The sequence below is a fragment of the Chitinivorax sp. B genome (assembly GCF_005503445.1).
Lineage (GTDB): Bacteria > Pseudomonadota > Gammaproteobacteria > Burkholderiales > SCOH01 > Chitinivorax.
Window position 1 is genome coordinate 78,244 of sequence record NZ_SCOH01000019.1, and the last position, 23,580, is coordinate 101,823.

At 54.9% G+C, this 23,580-nt stretch carries 18 protein-coding genes; 5 read left to right on the top strand and 13 right to left on the bottom strand.

Annotated elements, in window-relative coordinates; translation table 11 throughout:
- Positions 1–24: 24 nt before the first annotated feature.
- The 7 genes from iolB to FFS57_RS13190 form a co-directional block, all read right to left on the bottom strand.
- Complete coding sequence (gene iolB / locus FFS57_RS13160; RefSeq protein WP_137938265.1) at positions 25–825, bottom strand: 5-deoxy-glucuronate isomerase; 801 nt, start codon at positions 823–825, stop codon at positions 25–27.
- A complete protein-coding gene (gene iolE / locus FFS57_RS13165; RefSeq protein WP_137938266.1) occupies positions 822–1,742 on the bottom strand; it encodes a myo-inosose-2 dehydratase in 921 nt (306 codons plus the stop codon). The genes iolB and iolE overlap by 4 nt, the downstream gene beginning before the upstream one ends.
- On the bottom strand, positions 1,739–3,601 hold the full coding sequence (gene iolD / locus FFS57_RS13170) for a 3D-(3,5/4)-trihydroxycyclohexane-1,2-dione acylhydrolase (decyclizing) (protein ID WP_137938267.1): 1,863 nt from the start codon (positions 3,599–3,601) through the stop codon (positions 1,739–1,741). The genes iolE and iolD overlap by 4 nt, the downstream gene beginning before the upstream one ends.
- Complete coding sequence (locus FFS57_RS13175) at positions 3,601–5,547, bottom strand: bifunctional 5-dehydro-2-deoxygluconokinase/5-dehydro-2-deoxyphosphogluconate aldolase (protein WP_137938268.1); 1,947 nt, start codon at positions 5,545–5,547, stop codon at positions 3,601–3,603. The genes iolD and FFS57_RS13175 overlap by 1 nt, the downstream gene beginning before the upstream one ends.
- Before the next feature lie 50 nt (positions 5,548–5,597).
- Entirely contained in the window at positions 5,598–6,392 is a 795-nt protein-coding gene (locus FFS57_RS13180; protein WP_137938269.1) for an ATP-binding cassette domain-containing protein, read from the bottom strand.
- 3 nt (positions 6,393–6,395) lie between these two features.
- Complete coding sequence (locus FFS57_RS13185) at positions 6,396–7,514, bottom strand: ABC transporter permease (RefSeq protein ID WP_171013916.1); 1,119 nt, start codon at positions 7,512–7,514, stop codon at positions 6,396–6,398.
- Positions 7,515–7,700: 186 nt separating this feature from the next.
- On the bottom strand, positions 7,701–8,735 hold the full coding sequence (locus FFS57_RS13190; RefSeq protein WP_137938271.1) for a sugar ABC transporter substrate-binding protein: 1,035 nt from the start codon (positions 8,733–8,735) through the stop codon (positions 7,701–7,703).
- A 259-nt stretch (positions 8,736–8,994) separates the two neighbouring features.
- On the opposite strand from FFS57_RS13190, the gene FFS57_RS13195 reads away from it, so the two are divergent.
- Genes FFS57_RS13195 through FFS57_RS13205 form a run of 3 tightly spaced genes read left to right on the top strand, consistent with a single transcriptional unit; the run spans position 8,995 to position 11,894 of the window.
- Positions 8,995–9,861, top strand: a complete 867-nt coding sequence (locus FFS57_RS13195; RefSeq protein ID WP_137938272.1) for a MurR/RpiR family transcriptional regulator — start codon at positions 8,995–8,997, stop codon at positions 9,859–9,861.
- Entirely contained in the window at positions 9,854–10,843 is a 990-nt protein-coding gene (gene iolG / locus FFS57_RS13200; RefSeq protein WP_137938273.1) for an inositol 2-dehydrogenase, read from the top strand. Before FFS57_RS13195 ends, iolG begins: the two co-directional genes overlap by 8 nt.
- 31 nt (positions 10,844–10,874) lie before the next feature.
- Positions 10,875–11,894 (top strand): Gfo/Idh/MocA family oxidoreductase, encoded by a 1,020-nt coding sequence (locus FFS57_RS13205; RefSeq protein WP_137938274.1) that lies wholly within the window; start codon positions 10,875–10,877, stop codon positions 11,892–11,894.
- A gap of 110 nt (positions 11,895–12,004) precedes the next feature.
- Here FFS57_RS13205 and FFS57_RS13210 read toward each other — a convergent pair whose 3' ends face one another.
- The 5 genes from FFS57_RS13210 to FFS57_RS13230 form a co-directional block, all read right to left on the bottom strand.
- A complete protein-coding gene (locus FFS57_RS13210; protein WP_137938275.1) occupies positions 12,005–15,781 on the bottom strand; it encodes a WGR and DUF4132 domain-containing protein in 3,777 nt (1,258 codons plus the stop codon).
- Between the two features lie 208 nt (positions 15,782–15,989).
- A complete protein-coding gene (locus FFS57_RS13215) occupies positions 15,990–16,988 on the bottom strand; it encodes a cytochrome d ubiquinol oxidase subunit II (protein ID WP_137938276.1) in 999 nt (332 codons plus the stop codon).
- Between the two features lie 12 nt (positions 16,989–17,000).
- Positions 17,001–18,338, bottom strand: a complete 1,338-nt coding sequence (locus FFS57_RS13220) for a cytochrome ubiquinol oxidase subunit I (protein WP_137938277.1) — start codon at positions 18,336–18,338, stop codon at positions 17,001–17,003.
- A 135-nt stretch (positions 18,339–18,473) separates the two neighbouring features.
- Positions 18,474–19,046, bottom strand: a complete 573-nt coding sequence (locus FFS57_RS13225) for a GbsR/MarR family transcriptional regulator (RefSeq protein ID WP_137938278.1) — start codon at positions 19,044–19,046, stop codon at positions 18,474–18,476.
- Between the two features lie 236 nt (positions 19,047–19,282).
- A complete protein-coding gene (locus tag FFS57_RS13230) occupies positions 19,283–19,750 on the bottom strand; it encodes a nuclear transport factor 2 family protein (RefSeq protein ID WP_137938279.1) in 468 nt (155 codons plus the stop codon).
- A 107-nt stretch (positions 19,751–19,857) separates the two neighbouring features.
- Between FFS57_RS13230 and FFS57_RS13235 the strand changes: the two genes are divergently transcribed.
- Both FFS57_RS13235 and FFS57_RS13240 read left to right on the top strand, forming a co-directional pair.
- A complete protein-coding gene (locus FFS57_RS13235; RefSeq protein ID WP_137938280.1) occupies positions 19,858–20,760 on the top strand; it encodes a LysR family transcriptional regulator in 903 nt (300 codons plus the stop codon).
- A gap of 713 nt (positions 20,761–21,473) precedes the next feature.
- A complete protein-coding gene (locus FFS57_RS13240; protein WP_137938281.1) occupies positions 21,474–23,057 on the top strand; it encodes a PAS domain-containing sensor histidine kinase in 1,584 nt (527 codons plus the stop codon).
- 221 nt (positions 23,058–23,278) lie between these two features.
- On the opposite strand, the gene FFS57_RS13245 is transcribed toward FFS57_RS13240, so the two are convergent.
- A partial coding sequence (locus FFS57_RS13245) for an SH3 domain-containing protein (RefSeq protein ID WP_137938282.1) occupies positions 23,279–23,580 on the bottom strand: 302 nt, incomplete at its 5' end.

Here is a 23,580-nt window from a genome sequence, read left to right on the forward strand (position 1 = left end):
CAAAATGGGGACGTTACAGACGGGCTAGCCAGGCAAGCTCAACAGCCATTCATGCTGCGGATCGTTCTTGAAACACCACTCCCGTTTGGGCCCAGCCATCACGTTCAGGTAATAGGATTCATAACCGAACGGTACGCAGACCGGGTGATAGCCACGCGGCACCATCACCACATCGTGATCCTCTACCGCCATGGCTTCGTCCAGACTGCGGTCATCGGTATAGACACGCTGGAAAGCAAAGCCCTGTGCCGGGTTCAGTCGGTGGTAATAGGTTTCTTCCAGATAGCTTTCTACCGGCAGATTGTCAGCATCATGCTTATGGGGCGGATAGCTGGATGAATGGCCAGAAGGCGTCCGCACCTCCACCACCAATAGGCTGTCTGCCGACGCACTTTGCGGCAGGATGTCGCAAATGAATCGGGTATTGGCACCTTTGCCACGCGTGCTGCGGGACATGCTATCCGGTGGAATCAGCCGAGCTGCATGGTGCCCCTGACCAGGTGCGGTACACAGTGCAATCTCCGCAGCCGTATGGGCGGTGATGTTGACCAACGGGCCATTTGGAACGTATGCAGCAAATGGGGCCATCGGATCGAATACGCTATTGCGGCGACCGATCTCACGCCATGTCTGATCACCCGCACTGATCGTCACAAACCCGGACAACACCACGACGCAACATTCCCGTCCTGGATCGCGAAAATCCACACTTTGGCCAGGGATGAGCCGATAGGCCGCAAAGCCCACATGCTGCCAACCTGCGGATTGCGGCGTAACATCCACAATGGTCAAGCCCGTTTTGTGGCTTTTTACAAGCAGGCTCATACTGCCTCCAACATGGCGTTGCGATTGATTTCCACCACTAGCCCGGCCAGATGTTGATAACCCTTTTGGGCGTATTCATAGCTAGGGGCAATCACCGGGTCCTGTTCGGCTTCCACCACCAACCAGCCTTGGTAATGGTTTGCCGCCAACAGGGCCAGAATCGGCCTGAAGTCGATGGCGCCGTCACCGGGCACGGTGAATACGCCATTCAGCACTGATTGCAGAAATGTCCAACTGCCGTTACGGGCCAGCTTCATCACATGTGGTCGGACATCCTTGCAATGCACATGGCACACACGCTGGATATGGCGGGTCAGTACCGCCAGTGCATCGCCCCCGCCGAACGTGATATGCCCGGTATCAAACAGCAGGCCCACATCGTCCGTGGTCACCGCCATCAACCTGTCAACATCCTCTGGTGCTTCGCAATACGCCCCCATGTGATGGTGATAACCCAACCGTACGCCACGGCTCAACAGGTGTTTGCCAAACGCCGACAGCTTGTCGCCATATTCATCCCACTGGGCATCGGTACGGAAACGCGGCCGTTTGTAGAGAGGCACCGGCTCGCCTTGAATGGCATCGGCCACTTCGCCATACACCATCACCTTGGCCCCACAGAATGCCAGCAGGTTCAGGTGTGCATCAACGGCAGCAATTTCTTCCTCGACCGAGCGTTGTACCAGACGACCGGAATACCAACCTGACACGCACTCCAAACCATGGCGGCTCAGCACAGCTTTCAATGCGGCCGGTTCACGCGGGAATTTATTGCCCAGCTCAAACCCCTGATAGCCAATCTCTGCCCCTTCGGTCAACGCAGTTTCCAACGAAATCTCACCGCCCAGCGAAGGTAAATCGTCATTGCTCCACGAGATTGGGTTGATACCAATCTTTACCTTGAATGCATCGCTCATGCTTGCTTCCTTTGTTGCAGATTCGCCTCGTAGGCCGCGCGGGCCGCTTGTACTTTGGGACTGCTGGACACCTCCGGTACCGCTACCTCCCACCAGCATCCACCTTCCTGCGTTGTGCGGGAGGGATCGGTATCAATACAGATCAGCGTGGTACGGTGCGCAGCCCGGGCTCGGGTCAATGCCTGTTCCAATTCAGCAATCGACTGGACATGCTCACCCAACGCCCCCAGGGATCGGGCGTGAGCCGCAAAATCGATATCTGGCGCGCCAGCTTTGCCCTGTACGCAATCACGCAGCAGGTTGTTGAATGGTTCTCCACCACACGCCTGTTGTAAGCGGTTGATGCAACCATAGCCCCGGTTGTCCAGCAGCACGATGATCAGTTTCATGCCCAGCATGACTGATGTCGCAATCTCAGCATTCAGCATCAGGTAGCTGCCATCTCCCACCATCACAATCACTTCGCGCTCCGGGTGGGCCATCTTCACCCCCAGGCCACCCGCCACCTCATAGCCCATGCAGGAATAGCCATATTCCATGTGATATCCGCCAGGCACAGCGGTGCGCCATAACTTGTGCAGCTCGGCCGGCAAGGTACCGGCTGCGCAGACCACAATGTCACGGGTATCGGATTGATCATGACTACGCTGTACCGCACCGATCACCTCGCCGTCATAAGGCAAACCGGCCACTTCGCGCTGACTGGTGATGTATTGCACCCTATTTCGCCATTGCTCGGCCCATGCTTCTGCATGACTTACCCAAGCAGGGTCAGCACGCCAATCGGCCAAATCCACACTAAGGCGATTCAAGCTTTTGGCAGCATCGCCCAATACCGAGATGGCACCTTGCTTCAAGGTATCAAAGGTATTCACGTTGAGGCTGATCACATGTGCTGACTGAAACAAGACGCCGGAACCCGTTGTGAAATCCTGCAGGCGTGTGCCCACAGCAATTACCACATCCGCCTCTTGCGCCAATGCATTGGCTGAGGGCGAACCTGTTACACCAATCGCGCCCAATTGCAGTGGGTGTCGCCACGACAGGGCACTTTTGCCAGCCTGGGTTTCTGCCACTGGTACACGATGCGTCTCCGCAAAATTGCGCAGCGCATCGCATGCCCCTACACTGTAGAGCGCACCACCACCAGCCACCAGCAACGGCTGGCGAGCTGTTCGTAACGCTTGCAGTGCTTGTGTCAAATCGTGTTCATCCGGCTCCGGGCTGCGGAAATGCACCACCCGTGCTTCGAAGAAATCGGCCGGATAGTCATAGGCCATGGTCTGCACATCCTGCGGCAAAGCCAAAGTCACCGGGCCACATTGTGCTGGATCGGTCAGCACGGCCATCGCCCGTGGTAAGGCTGTCAGCAATTGTGCAGGGTGGATGATCCGGTCGAAGTAACGGGAGACCGGTTTCAGGCAATCGTTGGCGGATAGACCGCCATCGTGGAAATCTTCCACTTGCTGCAACACCGGGTCGGGTGCGCGGGAGACAAATACATCGCCCGGCAGCAGCAACACAGGCAGCCGATTCACATGGGCCAGCGCAGCGGCCGTGACCAAGTTGGTGGCGCCAGGACCGATGGACGTGGTCACAGCCATCATCCGCCGCCGGAAATGAGCTTTGGCATAAGCAATGGCGGTATGCGCCATTGCCTGTTCGTTGTGGGCACGATAAGTCGGCAGCTGATCATGGGCTTGATACAGTGCCTCGCCCACCCCCGCCACATTGCCATGGCCGAAGATGGCAAACACTCCAGCAAACAGCCGTTGCCTGCCCTGATCGGTCTCCACATACTGGGCAGCCAGGAATTTGACCAGTGCCTGCGCCATCGTCAGGCGGATCGTAACGGCCATCACGCAGCCTCCTGCGACGGGCGACGTACTGCACGCCAAGTTTCGATCAACGCCTCGAAATTGTCGCGTGCCAGCCGTACCAGCCCCGCATCGTCGATTTCACCTGCCAGCCACTGCCGCGCGGGCTCATGGAAAATGGTACGCCCTACCACAAAGCCACGGCAGTATTGGGCATCGCGCGCTTCGACAAAACCTTGTTGCAACTCTGACAGTGGCGCATTCAACCCCAGCATGACAACGCCACGGCAATATGGGTCACGCTCCTCGATCAAAGCGTCGATCATTTGCCACTGCGCCGCAGTCAACGGTGCCAGCTTCCACCATTCGGGATAGATACCGATGTTGTACAGACGCTTCAAAGCGCGATAGACCGTATCCGGTGTATGGGGCAGGTCTTTGGGTGGGATGACTTCCAGCAACAATTCGTGGCCGCTAACCTGGGCCGCATCATAGACAGCGCGGATTTGCGCTTCCTGTTCCAACCGGTTCTCTACCGTATCATCCGGGTGATAGAACACCAGGCATTTGATGATGTGTTCTTGCGGCCAACTGATCAATGTGGTCCCAATCGAACGGCCCCGATCGAACTGCAAAGGGTTGGAACCGGGCAGCTCGACCGAACGGCCGATCCACCAGCCCCGACCGGTTGCCGCATGCAAGGCATCCTCGCCATAACGGTCATCAATCAATACACCAATATGGCCTTGCAGCTTCAATGCCTGTTCGGTCTGTTCTACAGCGTTTACCAGCAGCTTTTTCAATACCGGCAAGCGTGATTCCGCTGCGCCGGTTGAGCGCGCCAGTTCAAAAAACTGGCTGCGATGGTCAAAGGCGAACACGCAGATGTCGTGCCAAGATTTACGCGGCACCGTGACGCGATGTAACCGGTTCAAGGTGGCATCGTCACCCGGTCGGGTCAGTTTGGTAGCGTTGGCCAGGAAATAGTCCAGTTTAGCTTCCGTTGGCATGGCTGGGGCACAACCATGACGTGATACCACCAGCGCCCCGCAGGCATTCGCTCGGCGGCAGCAGGCAGCATAATCTTCACCACTCAACCAACCCCGCAAAAAACCGGACAGAAACGCATCCCCCGCCCCCAGGACATTCATTACCTCCACCTGCACACCCTGGATGGTGAAAGCATGCTGGATATTGCTAGGAATGACGCCATCGATGACACAGCAGCCCAAAGGGCCACGTTTGACGACCAATACCGCCCGTGTCTTACTGCGCACAACCTGCAACGCCATGATCAGGTCGGTTTCGCCACCGGCAATCTGGAACTCCTCCTCGGTCCCCACCACCAGATCAAAATACGGCAATACACTTTGCAGATGACGCGATACGCCTTCATCCGCGATGAACCGTTGATCGCCCTCGCCCCGCCCGGTCAATCCCCATAAGACCGGGCGATAGTCGATATCCAGTACGGTACGGACATTGTGTTGGTGTGCCAGTTGCAGCGCCTTGATGCAGGCCGCATGGGTATTGGCGGTAGAGAAATGCGTACCGGTAATTGCCAGTGCCTTGCTGCTGGCAATGAAGGCCTCGTCGATATCGTCTTCACACAACGCCATGTCGGCGCAGTTTTCTCGGTAAAACAGCAAGGGAAAGCTGTCGCGATCCTTGATGCCAAGCAGCACCAGCGCGGTCAGCCGGGTCGGGTCGATCCTGACCTGGCTGACATCGCATCCTTCACGGCGCAAGGTGTCCAGCAGAAATTGCCCCATCTGTTCATTGCCCACCCGCGACAACATGGCGGATTGCAACCCCAGCCGGGCCGTGCCGAAAGCCACATTGGCGGACGATCCACCCAGGTATTTGGCAAAGCTGCTGGCCTGTTCCAACGGGCAGCCCAGTTGCTGGGCATACAAGTCCACGGCCAGTCGGCCCAGACAAATCACATCGCGGCTGCGTCCGGTGACAAAGGAAGTGTTGTTTTGCACGGTCTAATCCTCCGGAATGCGCATTCAGCAGCGCAGTCCCTGTTAATCCTTCAGATACGAACGCCATCCAGCTCGGCCATCAGCTTCTGCATCTCAGCCCCGCCAGCCATCATGTCCAGCACCTCGTCTTTAGAAATGGTTTCCTTGGTGTAGGTACCCAGCGATTTGCCACGATTCAGCAAGGTGAACGAATCGCCGATTGGATAGGCGTGATGCACGTTGTGGGTGATGAAAATCACCGAAATGCCCTTTTCCCGCGCCTTGGCGATCAAACGCAGCACGTTGAACGATTGCTTCACCCCCAGCGCCGCGGTGGGCTCATCCAGAATCAGCACCCGCGCGCCAAAGTAGATGGCACGGGCGATGGCCAGGCATTGCTTCTCGCCACCGGACATAGTGCCAATGGCCTGGTGCGGATCACGAATGTTGATGCCCATCTCTGCCAACTTTTCGCGCGCCACCTCACCAGCCAATTCCACATCCATCACCGGCACGAAGCCCAGCAACTTTTTCATCGGCTCACGACCCAGAAAGAAGTTGCGGGCAATCGACATCAATGGGACCAAGGCCAAATCCTGATACACCGTTGCAATGCCACGATCCAACGCTTGCTTGGGCGATTCAAAGCAGACTGGTTGACCATCCACGCGGTAAACCCCGTTGGAAGGTTTATGTACGCCTGCCAGGGTCTTGATCAGGGTGGATTTGCCTGCCCCGTTGTCACCCAGCAGGCAATGCACCTCACCCCGCTTCAGGCGCAAGGTCACGCCATTCAACGCAATCACGCTGCCGAACACTTTGCTGACGTTATCCAGTTCCAGGATGAATTCGGATTCGGTCGCCATGACTTACCTCGCTTCCGTCACGCGACGGCGGATATAGTTGTTGAAGATCACCGCGATCAGCAGCATCAGCCCCAGGAAAACTCGGAACCAGTCGGAATTGATATTGGTGTAGGTGATGCCAATCTGTACCACGCCGAAGATCAGCGCACCGAAGCATGCCCCCACCACCGAGCCATAGCCCCCTGTCAACAAAGTGCCACCGATCACAGCGGCAATCACCGCTTCAAACTCTTTCTGCATGCCGCGATCTGCCGCCGCCGAGCCGATATCGCACACCTGCAGCGTGGCAAACAGGCAGGCACAGAAAGCCGTGAACATGAACAGTCCGATCTTGACGGCCTTTACCGGTACACCCACGTTCTTGGCCGCGTTGGCATCGCCCCCTACCGCAAAGACCCAGTTACCGATGCGGGTACGGGCCAGCATAAAGGCACACATACCCGCCATGCCCAGCCACCACACGATCACCTTGGGCAAGCCGGGCACCAGCGGCTGGCCATTGTCCAACTTGGCGATCCAGCCCAGATTCGCCAGCCATAGGAACAGGCTGTCGCCGACATGACCAACGAACAGGGCATTGGCCAGCCAATCCTGCGCAGCCAAGTCACCAATCCCGCTAACGATGGTGCGGTTGGCAAACATGATCGACAACGCCAGTGTCAGCCCACGCAAAATGAACAGAAAAGCCAAGGTGACGATAAAAGATGGCAAGCGGGTTTTGATCACCAGATAGCCGTTCAACCAACCCAGGCCCATGCTGGCAACAAACGCGAACACAATCGACAGCGATACCGGCCATCCGAAGTACAGCGGCGGAATCGCCACCATCATCCCAGCGAAGCCAATCATGGAACCAATCGACAGATCGAATTCGCCGGCGATCATCAACAGGCAGGCGCCGATGGCAAGAATGCCCAGATAGGCCGCCACTTGCGACCAATTGATGACGCCATCGATGGCAAACATGCCAGAACTGCCGGCAGAAAACGCAAACACCATGAACACCAGCACCGTGCCGGAAATGGCGGCAAATTCGGGGCGGCTCATCAACCGGTGGAATAGGCTTTGCTGCTTCACCCTTTCGTCCGATTGGCTGGGTGGCTGGGCGCCGGGCAGGGACATGACTGCCGCCTCCTTCAAGCCAGTATTGGCAATACTCATTCTATAAACTCCTGCAGGTCATGCTGTGGGTGTGTTGGCCCACACCGGACTTGTCGGCCGGGTTGTGCTTGGGAGAAATGGAGTAGGGTTCAGTCAGGTGCTGCTGCCCGGCACCCAATACTGCCGGGCAAGCCACCCAACGCCTGATTAACGGAACTGCCCGGCGTACTTCTCCACCTTGGCCAGTGTTTTCACGTCCACGAAGCCCGGGCCGGAATTGATGTGCCGCGCTTTATAGACCGGCGCCAGACCGTACTCCTGCAGCCGTGCCTGAAACTTGGGATTGGCTTTTAGTGCCGCCGTGATCTTGGCCAGATCGGTGGTGTTTTCCTTCTTCATCATGGCCATGATCGCCACCGGGATATAACCCTGCAGATAAGGTTGCTGATCGATGGCGTATTTGATGGTGCCATCCTTGATGCCCTTGGAGATTTCGTCGGAGATGTCAAAGGTGGCGAAGTACAACTTGCCGGCCAGCCCCATCTTCTTGACTGCTTTGATGGTAGGGGCTGCGGAGGTTGGGCCCAGTGTCAGCACGGCCTGGGTTTTTGGATTGTTGCGCAGATAGGCGCTGACTTTGCTTTCGATGCCGGTCGGATCGTCGCCGGCATCCAAGGTCGCTTGTTTGAAATCGACACCGATCGCATCAGCAAAGCCCTTGCAACGCTCGAACGAAGCCGGGTTGGTCGCGTAATGGTTCACGCATAGGAAAGACTTGATGCCGGCCGCCTTGGCTTGCAGGCCAGCATCGCGACCCGCATCGTATTCAGGCTGGCCAACGTGCATCAGCGCATTCAACGATTCGCTCTGCTGCACGGTGCCGGAATTGATGGTCACCAGGGGGATCTTCTTGCCCGTCACCTGCCCCAGCGGTTTTTTCAGCACATCGAAATCGGTAATGGAAGTGATCACGCCGTTATAGCCACGGGCTGAGGCCTGTTCAACCAATCGCGCCATGTCGGCCAGATCCCCACTGGGTGGGTTACGGTAATCGACATCCACATTGAAGTCTTCGCCCGCTTGCTTGATCGCATTCTTGATGGTGTTCCACCAGGCATCGGAATCCGGAGCATGGCTGATCAGTACGAATTTGGCATCTGCCGCCTGTACTACGCCACAGGCCAGGGTAAGTGCAGCCACCAGCGCTTTGCACGCAAAGCGTTTCTTGCGAGTGTCTTGCATTGTCTTCTCCGTTTTTTGAGAACCGGATCGTTGCCCGGCTTTCAGTTGGCATTGATTGGGGTTTCGCCTGCCACGCCCGTCTCATCTGTTACTTACTGATTGAAAGATGTTTTTGCGGGCTTTTCTTGCAGCACAAGATACGCCTCCGCAAATTTCATTGCAATATTTTTTGCAAAATAATTTTTCATTAGAAATTTATTTTCGAAATTAATTTTCACCCCTATAATCTGCCCATACCGATTCACACTGAGATCACCCTATGATCGATTCGCTCAACGCAGATCAACTGATACAGCGCATTGCCGAGGAATACGATTCCTTGAGCAAACAGCTGAAGGTGATTGCCAACTATGTCGAACAGCACCGCCAGACGCTGGTGCTGGAACGGATTACCGATATCGCCGCCGCATGCGACGTGCAGCCCTCTGCGATTGTGCGTTTTGCACAGCGCTTCGGTTTCGCCGGCTTTTCAGAGATGCAGGCGATATTCCGCGACAGCTTCAACCCGCCACAAAGTTCCAATCCCAGCTACCGGCAACGCATCCGCAGTCTGATTGCCAGTCAGGATGGCCCGTTAAGTGCTGGCAGCATGACTCGCAATTTCATCGGTGCATGCATGCAAGGGCTGGACGATCTGGCCGGGCAGATCGACGACACCCAGTTGGAAGCAGCCGTGCAGTTGTTGGTAGAGGCGGAGAACATCTATGTGGTCGGTGTGCGGCGGATGTTTCCAATCGCGTCGTACGTGGCATATGCCTTGCAGCACACGCAAAAGCGGGTGCATCACCTGAGCGGCCTGGGCGGCATGTTTCATGAACAGATCCGTTCCATCAGCGAAGGCGATGTGCTGATTGCCATCAGCTTTCAACCGTATGGCAAGGAGACCCGCTACGCGGCCCGGGTAGCGGTACAACACAAAGCCAAGCTGCTGGTCATCACCGATAGCCAGATGAGCCCCTTGGCACGTGGTGCGCAAGCCTGCCTGACGGTCAAGGAAGGTACGGCGTTCGCATTCCGTTCGCTCACCAGCACCATCTGCCTGTGCCAGGCGCTGTTCATTGCGCTGGCGTACAAGCTGGAACTCAACATTGAAGAAACCAAGAACGTTGGAGGATACGATGATTAATGTGGCACTGTACGGCGCCGGTCGCATCGGCAAGATTCACGCAGCAAACCTGGCACGGGAGGCAGGGGTCAAGCTGAAGTACGTGGTGGATGTGTATGCCCCAGCAGCAGGCCAGGCACTGGCACAGCAGTACGGTGCGGAATTCGTCTCGCCGGAAGTGCCCTTTGCCGATGCCGACGTGAAAGCCGTGGTCATCGCCGCCAGTACCGACACCCACGCCGATTTGATTCTGCAATCGGCCAGCGTGGGCAAAGCCATCTTCTGCGAAAAGCCGGTCGATCTGACACTGGACCGTGCACGCCTGTGTGCCGCCGCTGTCGCGGAAGCCAAGGTGCCCTGCCTGATTGGCTTCCAGCGCCGTTACGACCCAACCTTTGCTGCAGTCAAAGCCCGTATCGAAGCCGGTGAAATCGGCACACCCGAGGTGTTGATTGTGACCAGCCGCGACCCTGGTGCACCGCCATTGGATTATCTGAAGCACTCTGGCGGTATCTTCAAAGACATGTTGATCCACGATTTCGACATCTGCCGCTGGATTCTGGATGACGAACCAGTCAGCGTACATGCCACTGCGTCGGTGTTGACCGATCCTGCCATCGAGAGTGTAGGCGATGCCGATACCACCGCCGTCACCATCCGCACCCGTCAGGGCCAGCTCTGCCAGATCAACGCCATCCGCCGTGCAGCATATGGTTACGACCAACGTTTCGAGGTGTTAGGCAGCAAAGGCATGTTGCAAGCTGGCAATCATCGCCCGACGGAAGTCACCGCCTATACCGGCGAACATGTTGCTACCAATCTGCCAGAGCATTTTTTCCTGGAACGATATCGTGCGGCCTATGCCGTGGAAATGGCCCATTTCTTCGATGTGATCCGTACCGGCCAAGCGCCCCGCACCAGTGTGGAAGACGGGTTGAAAGCGCTGGAGTTGGCCGAGGCGGCCACGCTGTCATGGCGTGAAGGTCGTGTGGTCACGCTGTAAACCGCTATCGATCCAACAGGGAGCGTTGCATATGAACACCATCAATATCGGCATCGTCGGCTTGGGCCGATTGGGCAAGCGTCATGCGCTGAATCTGGCGCAACGGGTGCCCGGCGCCCGGATCGTCGCCGCCTGCAGCCCGGTTGCGGATGAGCTGGGCTGGGCAAGCCAAGTGTTACCAACAGCCTCGACCTATACCGACTATGCCCAGTTGTTACGCCATCCTGACTTGGATGCAGTATTTCTGGTGACACCTACCTCACTGCATGCCGAGCAGATCATCGCCGCCTTGCAGGCTGGCAAGCATGTGTTCTGCGAAAAGCCGTTGGCATTGAACATGGCAGATTGTCTGCGGGTGGAACAAGTCGCCGCGGCCTTTCCACACCAGGTTGCCACCATTGGATTTGTGCGCCGTTTCGATCCTAGTTATCGGGATGCTTTCGACAAAATCCGGGCTGGTCAGATCGGCACACCGTATCTGCTACGTTCGCAAACCTGCGATCAAAACGATCCCAGTGGCTTCTTTGTTCGTTTTGCGGAGACCAGTGGTGGCATTTTCATGGATTGCAGTGTGCACGATATCGATCTGGCACGCTGGTTGTTAGGTGCCAATCGGGCCAAGCGGGTGTGGGCAACCGGCACCATCGCCATCCATCACGGTTTGCAGGCCCATCACGATGTCGACAATGGCATCGCCATGTGTGAATTCGGCAGTGGCCAGCTGGCCACCTTCTTTGCCTCCCGCACGCAGGCCCATGGCCATGAAACAGCCACAGAAGTGTTCGGCACCACAGGCCGTTTGGCGATCGGCAGCAATCCACGCAAAAACCGTGTCGAGATCAGCGATCAACACGGCGTGCGCAGTGAATGTGTGGGAGATTTTTTTGAACGTTTCAGCGATGCGTTTTTGCTGGAGGCACAGGATTTCGTCAATGCGGTACTGCAACGACGCGCCCCCGTGCTGACCCTGGCCGATGCAACGGAAGCCACACGCATTGGGCTGGCGATTACCGAGGCGTTTCGAACTAAACAAATGGTAACGCTGGATTGAGCGCGTATCACTTACCTATCGACGCGCCCCGTTAGCGGTTCTGAGGACATGTTGTAACTGTTGACTGGCGCAAATTGCCCCCACCCTGTTCCCCCAGGGTGGGGATTTTTTTAGCTACGCAGATTTTCCATATCGCGGATCAATTCACTGATGGCGATGGCATCCAGGCTGGCAAACACGCCCGGTGCGCTATTGGATTGGCTTGGATCGTACTGTGACAAACTGATCGGGCCCAGCTCCTGCTCCTCGACCTCGTGCGTAATCCCCACACAAAAGCCGGGATTCAACGGCAGATCAATCGAGAACCCCTGCCCCAGGATTTTGGTGAAGTCCCAGACACTGCCGCCGTCACGTACTGCACCCCGCTCCCAGCCACGGTTGACCAAGCCCAGAACCTTGCCAGTCGGTACTTTCATGGTATCCCAACGGGTCAGTTGGGCAGTAGCCTGTTCCGCTACAGTCAATGCATAGGCTTCACGCGACAACTGGTTGAACGGTTGTATCAGCTCATAATCTGCAAACAACTGACCAAATGCCATCACTTGCTGATCCGTCAATTCCAGCCGGTGCACAACCCCCAGGCGAATCTGTTCGCCAGCCGGCAGTGTAATTTCATCATCATCCGACGTAGTGAATCGGCCATCCTCAGCCACCCGGAAGCAACTCAGCAAGGTACCGCCATCCACCGCATCATCTTCGACTTCATACACGCCCCACACCAGCCGGTGTACCAGATGGCGCATCAATGGATGTTCCACCAGGAACTGCTGGAAAACCGATACCGTCCACCGACGGCGGGTGCACATTGCCTTTTCCAGGCGCGTGATCTGCAAAGATGCGACCGTACGCACATCTTTCTTCAGCAGTTTCCAGCGTTCGACAGCAGCCCCGGCCAGTTCCGCATCGTCATCCTTGCGAGGCTTGGGCAGATCTGCCAACCGCTTGTTGTCGTTGTCGCGCACATAGGGCTTGAGTGTCTCGTCGAACCCCACCCGAAACTGGCGTGGCCCGAAATCCAGTACCTGCATTCCCTGTTCATCCAAGCCCAACATGGGTACCAGCCGGTCTTCCAGCTCTTCGGTAGTCAAATCACGCTGTGCCGCAATCTGCTGGATCTTGGTCTGCGCCGCTCCCTGCAATGCCCGGTATTTGACCTTTTGCGCAATGCCATTGAGCAACATCAGCGATACATCACTGCCAATCAGTGCCAATACGTCAACACCCGAGGCAGCACGGGCATGTTGCGATTCACCCGGCCAATCACGGATGTAAGGTGTCAGTTTGCGGGCAGTATTGTCATCACCCAGCACACCCAATGCCATCAACGCCCAGCTTTCCTTACCCGGGGCATCTACCACGTGATACCAGGTATGGAAACAATCCCAGGCGAAATCGGCCAGCGATGCCGCCGTGCAGGTTGCCTTCACATCAGCCAACCCGGCATACACACCATCGGCGACTGGGAAGCGCAACATCGTGCCCAGGTGTTCTAGGGCAACATCACCCAATGGCTTGCCATTGCTTTTCAGGACAGGACGACGCCACAAATTAGGTAGCCAGAAGTCTGGTGCTTTACTGCGTTTGGCAGGGAAAAGATCCAATGGGCTTTCATCCAACACCGTCTGTAACGCAGTCAGTACGGCAGGATCGTCATAACGACCAGCCACATCCAACAACAAAGCCCGATGTCCGCCCTGCGCCAGCAAGCGCAATGCGTAAGTTGCCTGCTCGCGTGCCTCGCCCGCTGCACCCAAAGCCGGTGCAATCAGGCCGCAGGCAGCGTGTTCCGGGAAACGCGTCAACCAAGCCAAACCAAATTTGCGCAGGGATTTGTATTTGCTGACGATGCGCGCCATGGGTAGCGCCAACGCAACCGAACCCAGTTCGACGGCGTAGTAGACATCACGGCTGGGCTGCTGCATCAAGCTAGCCACCAAACCAGGTATGCCAGCGAACCCCAGCTTGGCTATCAGGTAGCCGGTATCACACCATTTATCTGCACCAGCGGCATTCCACAGCGCTAGTGCCATTTCACCCGGCAGAACCGATACCGCATGGCCTTCCCATTGATACCAATATCCCAGCTCGTGCTGTTGGTAGTCCTGCCAGCTGGCAATCAACGCAGCCGAGTCCTGATCAGTAATCGCTTGGGTCGCCTTTGCCAGTACCTGTTTGAACAGCTTGGGCTTTTGTTTCTCAGATGAGTGGTAATGCACCGTGAAACCCAGCTCATGTACCAAGGTTTCAGTGTTCTTTTGTGCTTTGGCCAACGCCGCCCGCACCCAATCGGGCAACTGCAGCGTACGATCCAACTGCTGTCGATCGCGTGCATCCAAATCTGCCAATGGCAGCGGGGACAGCGACAATGCCTTTACGACCGTCTTTTTCTTTGCCGTCAGCCAAGGCGGGTTGACCAGTACCACCGGCAGTTCATCAACGGTAGCAACTGTGGCGGGTTCTGCCAGCTTCGCCAGCATATCAGCCATGATCCGCTGTGCTCCCTCGCTCAGCCAAGGCTGAATCGACGGCCATAACTCACGGTAACCCATACATAACTGGGCGAGAAAATGTTGTGGCAGCTCCTGTGGCTCCGTCGTGGCAGCCAACCATTCCGCCAAACCAGCCATTGCAGCTGCTGGGAAGCTGGCCATGAATTGCGTCAAGTACGCCAGTCGACGCGCACTGTAGCGAGTCTCGATCTGTAACAACAAACCAACTACTTTTGGATGATTCACCTCGGTCAGCCATTCATCCAGCTGGTACCAAGCACTTGTTGTTTCCAATACGTCCAGAGCGGCCAGACCACGCTCCAGCAACACGGCAATAATGTGCTCCTGATTCTCCCAAGGGGATCTGTCCCAACGGTCCACCGGCATGGTCTTCAACAACCGGATCACATCTTCGTCAACTACTGTGGTCAATAGCCAACGGACACTCTTATGGGCATCGGGTCCAACCAATTGCCGTGCCAATTCTTCCGACAACGTCGGGTGATCCGGCAAGATCAAGCCAAACAAGGGTTGGCGGCAAGATGGAATCGCCGGCAAAACCTCACGAATACGCGCCACGCAGGCATCGTACTCAGCCTGGGATGCCACTGCCAAATGATGACGGAACCGCCATTCAGTACGCCCAAACGGTCCAGAGCTACTACCCAGCAACGTTTTAACAACAAACGACCAAAGCTGGATGCCCGGATGATCGTAATCGTCACAGTGTTCGTCGATACCCAGCTGCTCCGCAGCCAGCAATACATTCATCGCATAGGTCAATCCACGGGATGCAACCAGCCAATCCACCAAATCCTCGCCCGCATAGTCGTTGATGACAATCGTCAGCGCCAACAGCATCACATCGGATTCAAACGACCCTTCTTGCTGCGCATTGGCCAAACGCGACATGGTTTCATCAAATGCCTTCACCCAGGTTGGTGGGGCATCCTCGCGATCATGAAACACACAATTGCCGAATCGTGCCCACAAGTGCCGAAGTGTCCAGTCTACTTCCTCTGATTCACAGGGTTGAGGAAAACGCCGACTGGGCATTGCCACTTCCAACCAACCTTCCGGGATAGGCAGCGCTTCACCCTGAATCAACCAAGGCGGTCGCTTGGCTGGCTCCGGCCCGTTCGCGGTCAAAGCCTGTGATTCAGGCTGCTTGACCACAGGAGTTTGGCTTGCCGCATCTACCTCGACATAACCTTTACCGGTTTTCTCGGTAACCAGCTTGTTCATGGCCGTGGTGGCTTTGGCCTCGTCAGCAAAAGATTTGGTCTGGCTTTGGCCTTGGGTACCTATCTTGCCGTAACGAATCTGCAGCTCAGACTGCACCAGCTCGATTTCCCAGAATTTGTTTGAGTTGCCTTCAATGCATTCAAAGCGGCGCATGATGTAATCGTGATCTGTAATGTATTAGCGAAGGATGATATTGACGTATGCATAAGCTACGAAGTTAACGGATATTACTCAAGCACAGGGCAATATGCCAGTGGGAAGCATACGAAGGCGCCAAGCCATTGATCCTGACCTATATCAGATACATCCGGCCTACACCATATAACAGCCCCCAAAAAGCCGGCGGAGCCGGCTTTGACAATCAATACACCAAATCTCGCGCCTTACCCCTGAAGACATAATAGGAGTAAGCCGTGTAACACAGGATGGCTGGTAACACGATCAATGTACCCACCGCCAGTATCTTCAGTGATTCAAGTGATGCAGCCCCTTGCCAGGCAGTCATCTTGTCCACCACCAGGTACGGGAACATGCTGTAAGCCAAGCCATGAAATGCCAAGACAAAAATGCCGACCACACTGATGAAAGGTACCCATGACCAGCGATCATTCACCCGAGGCAGCTTCTTCAACAACTGGTAGGTAGCAATGAACAACACCGCAGTGATCAAAGGAATCGGCAACATCAGGAAAAATTCCGGCATGGTGAACCAACGGTCAGCCACACGTTGGCTGGCTAATGGTGTTGCCACCGAAATCAGTGCTACACCCAAACCGGCCCACTTCAAGCAGCGTTTGGCCCACAAAATGGCCTTACGCTGCAATTCACCTTCCGTTTTAAGCACCAACCAGCATGCACCAAGCAACGAATAGCCGGCGACCAGGCACACGGCAACAACAGCCGAAAAAGCAACGGCTTGCTTGGTATAGACCAAACCGGTGACATACATCCCCAACATGAAGCCCTGTGCCAAACTGGCTACCAACGAACCGAGTGAAAACAGCCTATCCCAAAGCCGCTTGTGATCGGCATGAGCCTTGGCACGAAAATCAAATGCCACGCCCCGCAAAATCAAACCAGCCAACATGACGGACACCGGTAGATATAACGCCGTGAGCACCATACCCTGGGCCATGGGAAACGCCACCAGCAATATGCCCACGCCCAGCACCAGCCAGGTTTCATTGGCATCCCAAAATGGGCCAATGGCGGAGATCATCCGGTCTTTTTCTTCAGGTGTCGCCCAGTGCATCAACACACCAACACCAAGGTCGTAGCCGTCCAGCACCACGTAGATCAGCATCGACAAGCCCATCAGGCCCAGAAACAGCAGCGGAAGAAATTCATTCAGGTTAAGCATGATGGTTTTCCTTTACTGCATGGCAGGTTGCAAAACAGGTGGTGTTTCAATGGCCGCTTTACCAGCCTTGCCTGCCAGATAGAACAGTACCCGCACATAGGCAAAACCCAAACAGAGGTACAAGCTCAGATACATGGCCAGTGACAGGCCAATATGCGCCGGTGGCACTGCTGATGCCGCCTCTGCCGTGGTCAATACCCCATAGACCAGCCAGGGCTGACGGCCGACTTCTGTCACATACCAACCCGCAATCAGCCCAACCCAACCGGCAAATGTCATGGCGACAAACGTGTGGGCCAGCCATGTCGGTAACCCCTTTTGCTGACGCCAATACCACAGTGCCGCCCACGATACCGCCAGCATCAACAACCCAACACCAACCATGATCCGGAATGCCCAGAACACCGGCCCGACAGGGGGATGCTTGCCTTCAAACGCATCCAGTCCTTTGATTTCCCCCTGCCAGTCATGGGTCAGATAAAAACTGGCCAGTTTGGGGATGGCAATTTCGTAGTGATTGGTTTTGGCCTCGCTATCCGGAATCCCAAACAACACAGCATCCACCCCCTTACTGGTCTGCCAGATGCCCTCCATGGCGGCCAACTTGGCTGGCTGATGCTTCAGCGTATTCAACCCATGTAAGTCCCCAACCACAATCTGCAGTGGAATCAGCATGGCCCCCATTACAATCCCGGTGCGTAATGCGGCCATCAAGCCTGCGGAACGGTCACCGCGCAGATAACGGAACGACGACAGCCCTGCCAACAAAAACGCTACCGTCAGCCCGGAAGCCAACAACATGTGAACGAAGCGGTATGGGAACGACGGATTCGTCAGAATTGCGCCCCAATCCGTGGCATGTGCCTGGCCATTGATCATTTCAAAGCCAACCGGTGTCTGCATCCAGGAATTCAGGATCAGAATCCAGAAAGCAGACACGGTTGTACCAATGGCCACCAAGGCGGTCGCCAAGGTATGCATGTTGTTGGATACCCGCTTCGCCCCGAACAGCATGATGCCAAGGAAAGTGGCTTCCATGAAAAAAGCCGTCAATACTTCCGCAGCCAACAAAGGCCCGGCAATATTGCCAACGGTCTGCATGAATCCAGGCCAGTTGGTACCGAACTGGAAGCTCATGGTGATGCCGGTGACCACACCTAATGCAAAGGTCAGGGCAAAGACTTTGACCCAGAATTGGTAGGCATCGCGCCAAGCTTGATTGCCGGTGCGATTACCTTGCCATTTGAAGAACAGCAGAACCCACGCCAGCGCAATGCTGATGGCAGGAAAGAGGATGTGAAACGTAATATTGGCTGCAAACTGTATTCGGGCGAGAACGACCGGGTCCATGACGAATTCCTGTAAGAATGAACTGCACCATGCCTGCCTCCTCCTGTGCCGCTTCAGCAGCAACGCGTTTATATGGATTTGCTACAGCAGACACCGTCAACTGCTTACCTTACTGGGTCTGCCTGAATCATCTTGCTAGTTATCGCCACCCTGCCCGCGCCCACCGGTGAACAGCGTGAATTTGTCCTTGAGCTCCAAGACCTTCTGTACCTTGGAACCCAGATTCATCAACTGCACCAAGGTGTCTGCTTCCAGGCGCTGTACGTCGGTAAACCAATTAGTGACTTGTTCGATCAGACCATGCATTTCCCGCATGCGCTCTTGAGCGTGGCGATCCTCGTCCGTAACCGGTGTTTCCATCAGCGCAGCCCGCAGCATCGACAAAGTCGGATCAACCTCACGCTTGCGTCGCTCTTCAGCCAGGGTGCGGAAAATTGCCCATACATCGTCAGGTGCCGAAAAGTACTCGCGTCGATCACCCGGTAAATGTTGTGGTTTGGTCAGCCGCCAACTTTCCAGTTCCTTCAGCCCCATACTGACGTTGGACCGGGAAAAACCCAAAGCCTCCGCGATTTCATCCGCATTCAACGGTCGGTTGGAAACAAACAACAGGGCGTAGATCTGGCCAACCGTGCGGTTGATCCCCCAGCGGCTACCCATTTCACCAAAATGCAGGACGAAAGATTGAATGAGTGGAGTAAGGTTCATATGTTTTGAATTTTCAATAATTACTGAAAATTTAGCACAAACTTGATTTCAATCAAAGGAAATATACGGAAATAGTGATCAAGACATGTACCTAAAGTGGCACAAGGCATTGAAATTTATTGAAGATGGTGACCAACCGCATATGACAGAAAAACAGTGCGGCTTTGATACCGCACCGTTGTACACGACTGGGTATTAACCTGTTAGCAACAATCTGCCAGGTGCCAGGATCGTTACTAGTTCTGATGAAGCACCTCGAACCGATCCTCAGCCAACATCCAGCGACCGCCTTGCTTGACCCAACGTTCCCGCGAGATATGACCACCGCCAATGTTCATCGACCAATCAGCCGACAACAACATCGTATTGACATCAGGCTGTTCAATCTTGATGTGCGTATAAGCCAGATTCCGTGCGCCCTTGCCAATCAAATCAGTCCAAAATGCTAGAATAGCCTGACGGCCAACATAGCTGCCAAAGGGTTTTGCTTCCATGGTTGCATGGTCCAGATAGGCCTCTGCACACGCACGTGCATTTCCTGCATTAAATGCGGCAATCCAGGCACGGCTGGCCTCCAGCACTTCATGCAAGGCCACTTGGAAGTCTTGGTGCTGTCCAGCAACTTGATCCGGTTGCTTGGCATACATGGGTGAAGGCAACGCCAGCACGCTCAACGCAAGAACGGTTAATGCATGTTTGATCATGAGATGAATCCTTACAGAAATGATTGTTTTCAAAAGCAGTGAACACGGCAGCCAGTCTAATTGGTGATATATTTCAGATATATATCCAATAAATTTATTAACTGTTTATGCAAAATGAACAAAAGTTGCTCGCCTTTCGGATGCTGTTGTTTCGCGAGGTCATCAAGCAGGGCAGCTTTACCGATGCAGCCTTAGCCGTGGACTTGACCAAGTCCGGAATCAGCCAGCATGTCGCCTATCTGGAAAAGCAACTGGGCACCCAACTGCTGGTACGCACAACGCGCCGCCTTAGCCTGACGGAAGCAGGCCGGCTGTTTTTGGCAAGATGCAATGAAATGGCCACATTATTGGATGTGGCATGTGACGAGGTTCAGCAGCTAAGCCAGCGGCCAAGTGGCCCGATCCGGGTAACCGCCCCACATGCACTGACATCCAGCGTGCTTATTCCCGCCATGCTGAAATTGACGGAGCAGTTTCCTGATTTGGAACCGGATATTCGGGTGGATGATGCAATTTCGGATATCGTCCGCGATGGGATTGACCTTGCGCTACGGGTTGGCGTGTTACCAGAAAGTACGCTGCGAGCACGTAAGGTAGGCGAACTGTGGGGAATACCGGTAGCCTCACCACGCTATCTGGCAACGATTCCCCTCATCCAACACATTCAGGACTTGACCAAGCACCCATTCATTGCCACCCGCTGGCAACAGTCGCAGAAGTTGCTTACCTTGCAGGATGTCAACGGGACCAGCACCACACTACCTATCCAACCCAAATTCAAAGTTGATAATGCCGTGATTGCATGTGAATTAGCCGTACAGGGTAAAGGTATTGCCATCCTGCCGAACACGCTGATACAACCCATGCTTCAACAAGGCTTACTGAGTATCGTGCTGGCAGGCGTGCAGGAAGCCAACCAGCCTATCTTTACCGTGCATAGTTATCAGGGTGATATTCCACTGGCTGTCCGATGGTTACAAACCTTTTTGCAACAACAGTTAGCCAACTGATTTTGCAGCCAGTAAGCGGGCCGCCCAATCAAGATTCAAGGCCGACAACCATTCCAACACAACGAAAACCCACTGGATAAACTATTGGTGCAACGTCCGTAACCACCAAGCAACACGGCATGTCGAACTTGATTTTCGGTAGATAGACAGCAACATTTTGATGCCGATTTGTCAGCGCAAATTACTTACCAACTGATGTTACGCACGGGCTTTGCTGTCAAAGGTCAAGTTAGCTGCTTGGGTATTGGTTGCGCCCGGCAGACGCGAGACTTTTCTTGATTAACCAAGCAAAGCCTCCAAAACAAGGCGACCCGTGCACCTTGTCCGTGTTGCGGATGCCCTGTGCTACTTGCCTGGGGCGCGGCAAAAGAAGCCCCACAAGGGGGAAAGCCAGTACTAGACGGCAAGCCGCCAAGGACTTGGCCTTTCATGTCGCTTCGCGCCACTTGAACAATTTTTGCCGTGCTCCCACCCCACACTGCGCTGCTCGGTAAGGCTAAACGGGATCGGGGCTCGTTGTGGCTGCTGAGGTTGGGGTGCCACCTACCATCATTCAGCGGTCAACGATTGATTCATCGTGCAAGACAGATGCTCCATTGTCCGATTATCAATTCTGCGCAACATCAGTTACCAAAACATTCTCTTACCGAATAGTCCATAAGCCTGATTTTGCTTGTCTATAATAACTTTACATGCGAATGAATTGATTCAAGATGGACGAGCAGCTATTGCGACATTATCTTGAAGCCACCACGTTAGGGTTCTGGCAATGGCAGCCGCACGCCAATGACTTCCAGATATCCTCCTCGTTGCAATCCTTGCTTGATCTTCCCGCAATCCATCTCCTCAGAGATTGGTTAGATTACATTCATCCCGATGACGTACCGCCATTACGTGCTGCCGTTCACCGTAGCTTGGCGCAGGGTGGTAATTTCCAATTGGAAGTGCAATTACGATTACCTGACGGAAACTACCTGAATACCTTGTGCCAGGGCATGGCTTCCCCTGATGGAACGAGCGGAAGAACGGTCATGGCCACACATGTCGACAGAGGCGAATCCCAGCGGGTGGAATCGGCACTGGAAGGAGCGTTCCGGAGAACAGCCGGGGTGATTGGCGTTGATTTCATGCGGGCACTGGTCAAGGAGCTTGCTGCGGTACTGAAGGTCAAATATGCGTTCGCATCTGAAATCATGCCAGGCAATCGAAACCGCGCCCATACTCTGGCCCTGTGCGTGGATGGCGAAATTGTCGATAACATGGAATATGACCTGTCCGGTACCCCCTGCGCCAATGTACTGCACCGAACACTGTGCCATTATCCCTGCGATATCCAACGATTGTTCCCGGAAGATGTCACGTTGGTCGACATGGCGGCGGAAAGCTATATGGGAGCCCCGGTCTTCTCCGCTGATGGTGAACCATTGGGGCTGGTTTCCGTCATTGATGTACAACCACTCTCATCCAGCCCATTAGCCAAGGCGCTGCTCAGTATTTTTGCAGCCCGTGCCGGAACTGAACTGGAACGCACCCGTTCAGAAGAACGAGTGCAACAGTTGAATCAGGAATTGGAAAATCGCGTACAACGACGCACTGAAGAGCTACAACGTGCCAACCAGGAAATTGAGGCTTTCAGCTATTCGGTATCGCACGATTTGCGTGCCCCGATTCGTCGTATTCACAATTTTGCCAATATTCTCAGTGATGACTACGCGGACCATTTGCCTTCCGAAGGCCGGGATTACCTGTCACGAATCATGCGAGCCGCAACCAACATGTCAGAACTGATCGACGCCATGTTACATCTGGCGCGATTATCTCAACAGGAAATGCGACCGACCGTTTTCGATCTGGTCAGCATGGTACGCACCATTGTCAGTCAAGGTAATCTGGGTGACAACGCCACCCAGGTCGAATTACGCTTGCCCCCACATCTTCGTGTCAAGGCAGATGCAACCTTGCTGTCGGTCGCCGTGGAAAACCTGTTGCGCAATGCCTATAAGTTTTCGGCAAAGACACCACATCCGGTTGTGGAAATCGGCATGCAAAAGCACGAAGGTGTGGTTACTTATTCTGTTCGCGACAATGGTGCCGGATTTGACATGCGCTATGCGGACAAGCTGTTCAAGACCTTTCAACGTTTACACGATGATCAGACTTTTGAAGGTACCGGCATCGGGCTGGCCGTCGTCAAGCAGGTTATTGATCGGCACGGAGGCCGAGTTTGGGCGGAAGGCGAGACAGGAAAAGGAGCAACTTTCTACTTCACACTTGGGCCAGACAATCAGATCAGCTGAATTGATACCTTTGACTATGCTTGGCAAAAAAAGCCGGGTAGGCGAACCTACCCGGTGGCCTGAAAAGTAGGGATAGTGCACTGCCGATCAAGCGAACCTGCCGGTTAAATCAGGGAGAGTTTTCCAGCAAGTCCGCCTTCACAGCAGGTCTGGCATCGTTCTAATGAACGATTCTGGTACCAGACCCGTATTCATGTACGGGCCTGGCAAATTTCAATTGCTTATCGAGCAGTTCTACACGCTGGCACGACGGGATCGTTGCTTCCGGTATCCAGGAAACCATCACTGATCCATTGACCGCTGCTCAATTTGTTCCAAAGCCGCGTCCAGCCCCATACACCTTGTACCCAGTCACCATAGCTATGGCACACAATATTGATGCGGTTGCCGTGACGTACCGTGCCAAGAATTGTTGAATTCAGGGTCGGCGCACTACGCACATTCACCGGACGATCTGCAGACGTAGATTGCACCGTCACCTGCTTGGAAGGCGTTGGTGTTGGGGTCGGTGTAGGTGTGGGAG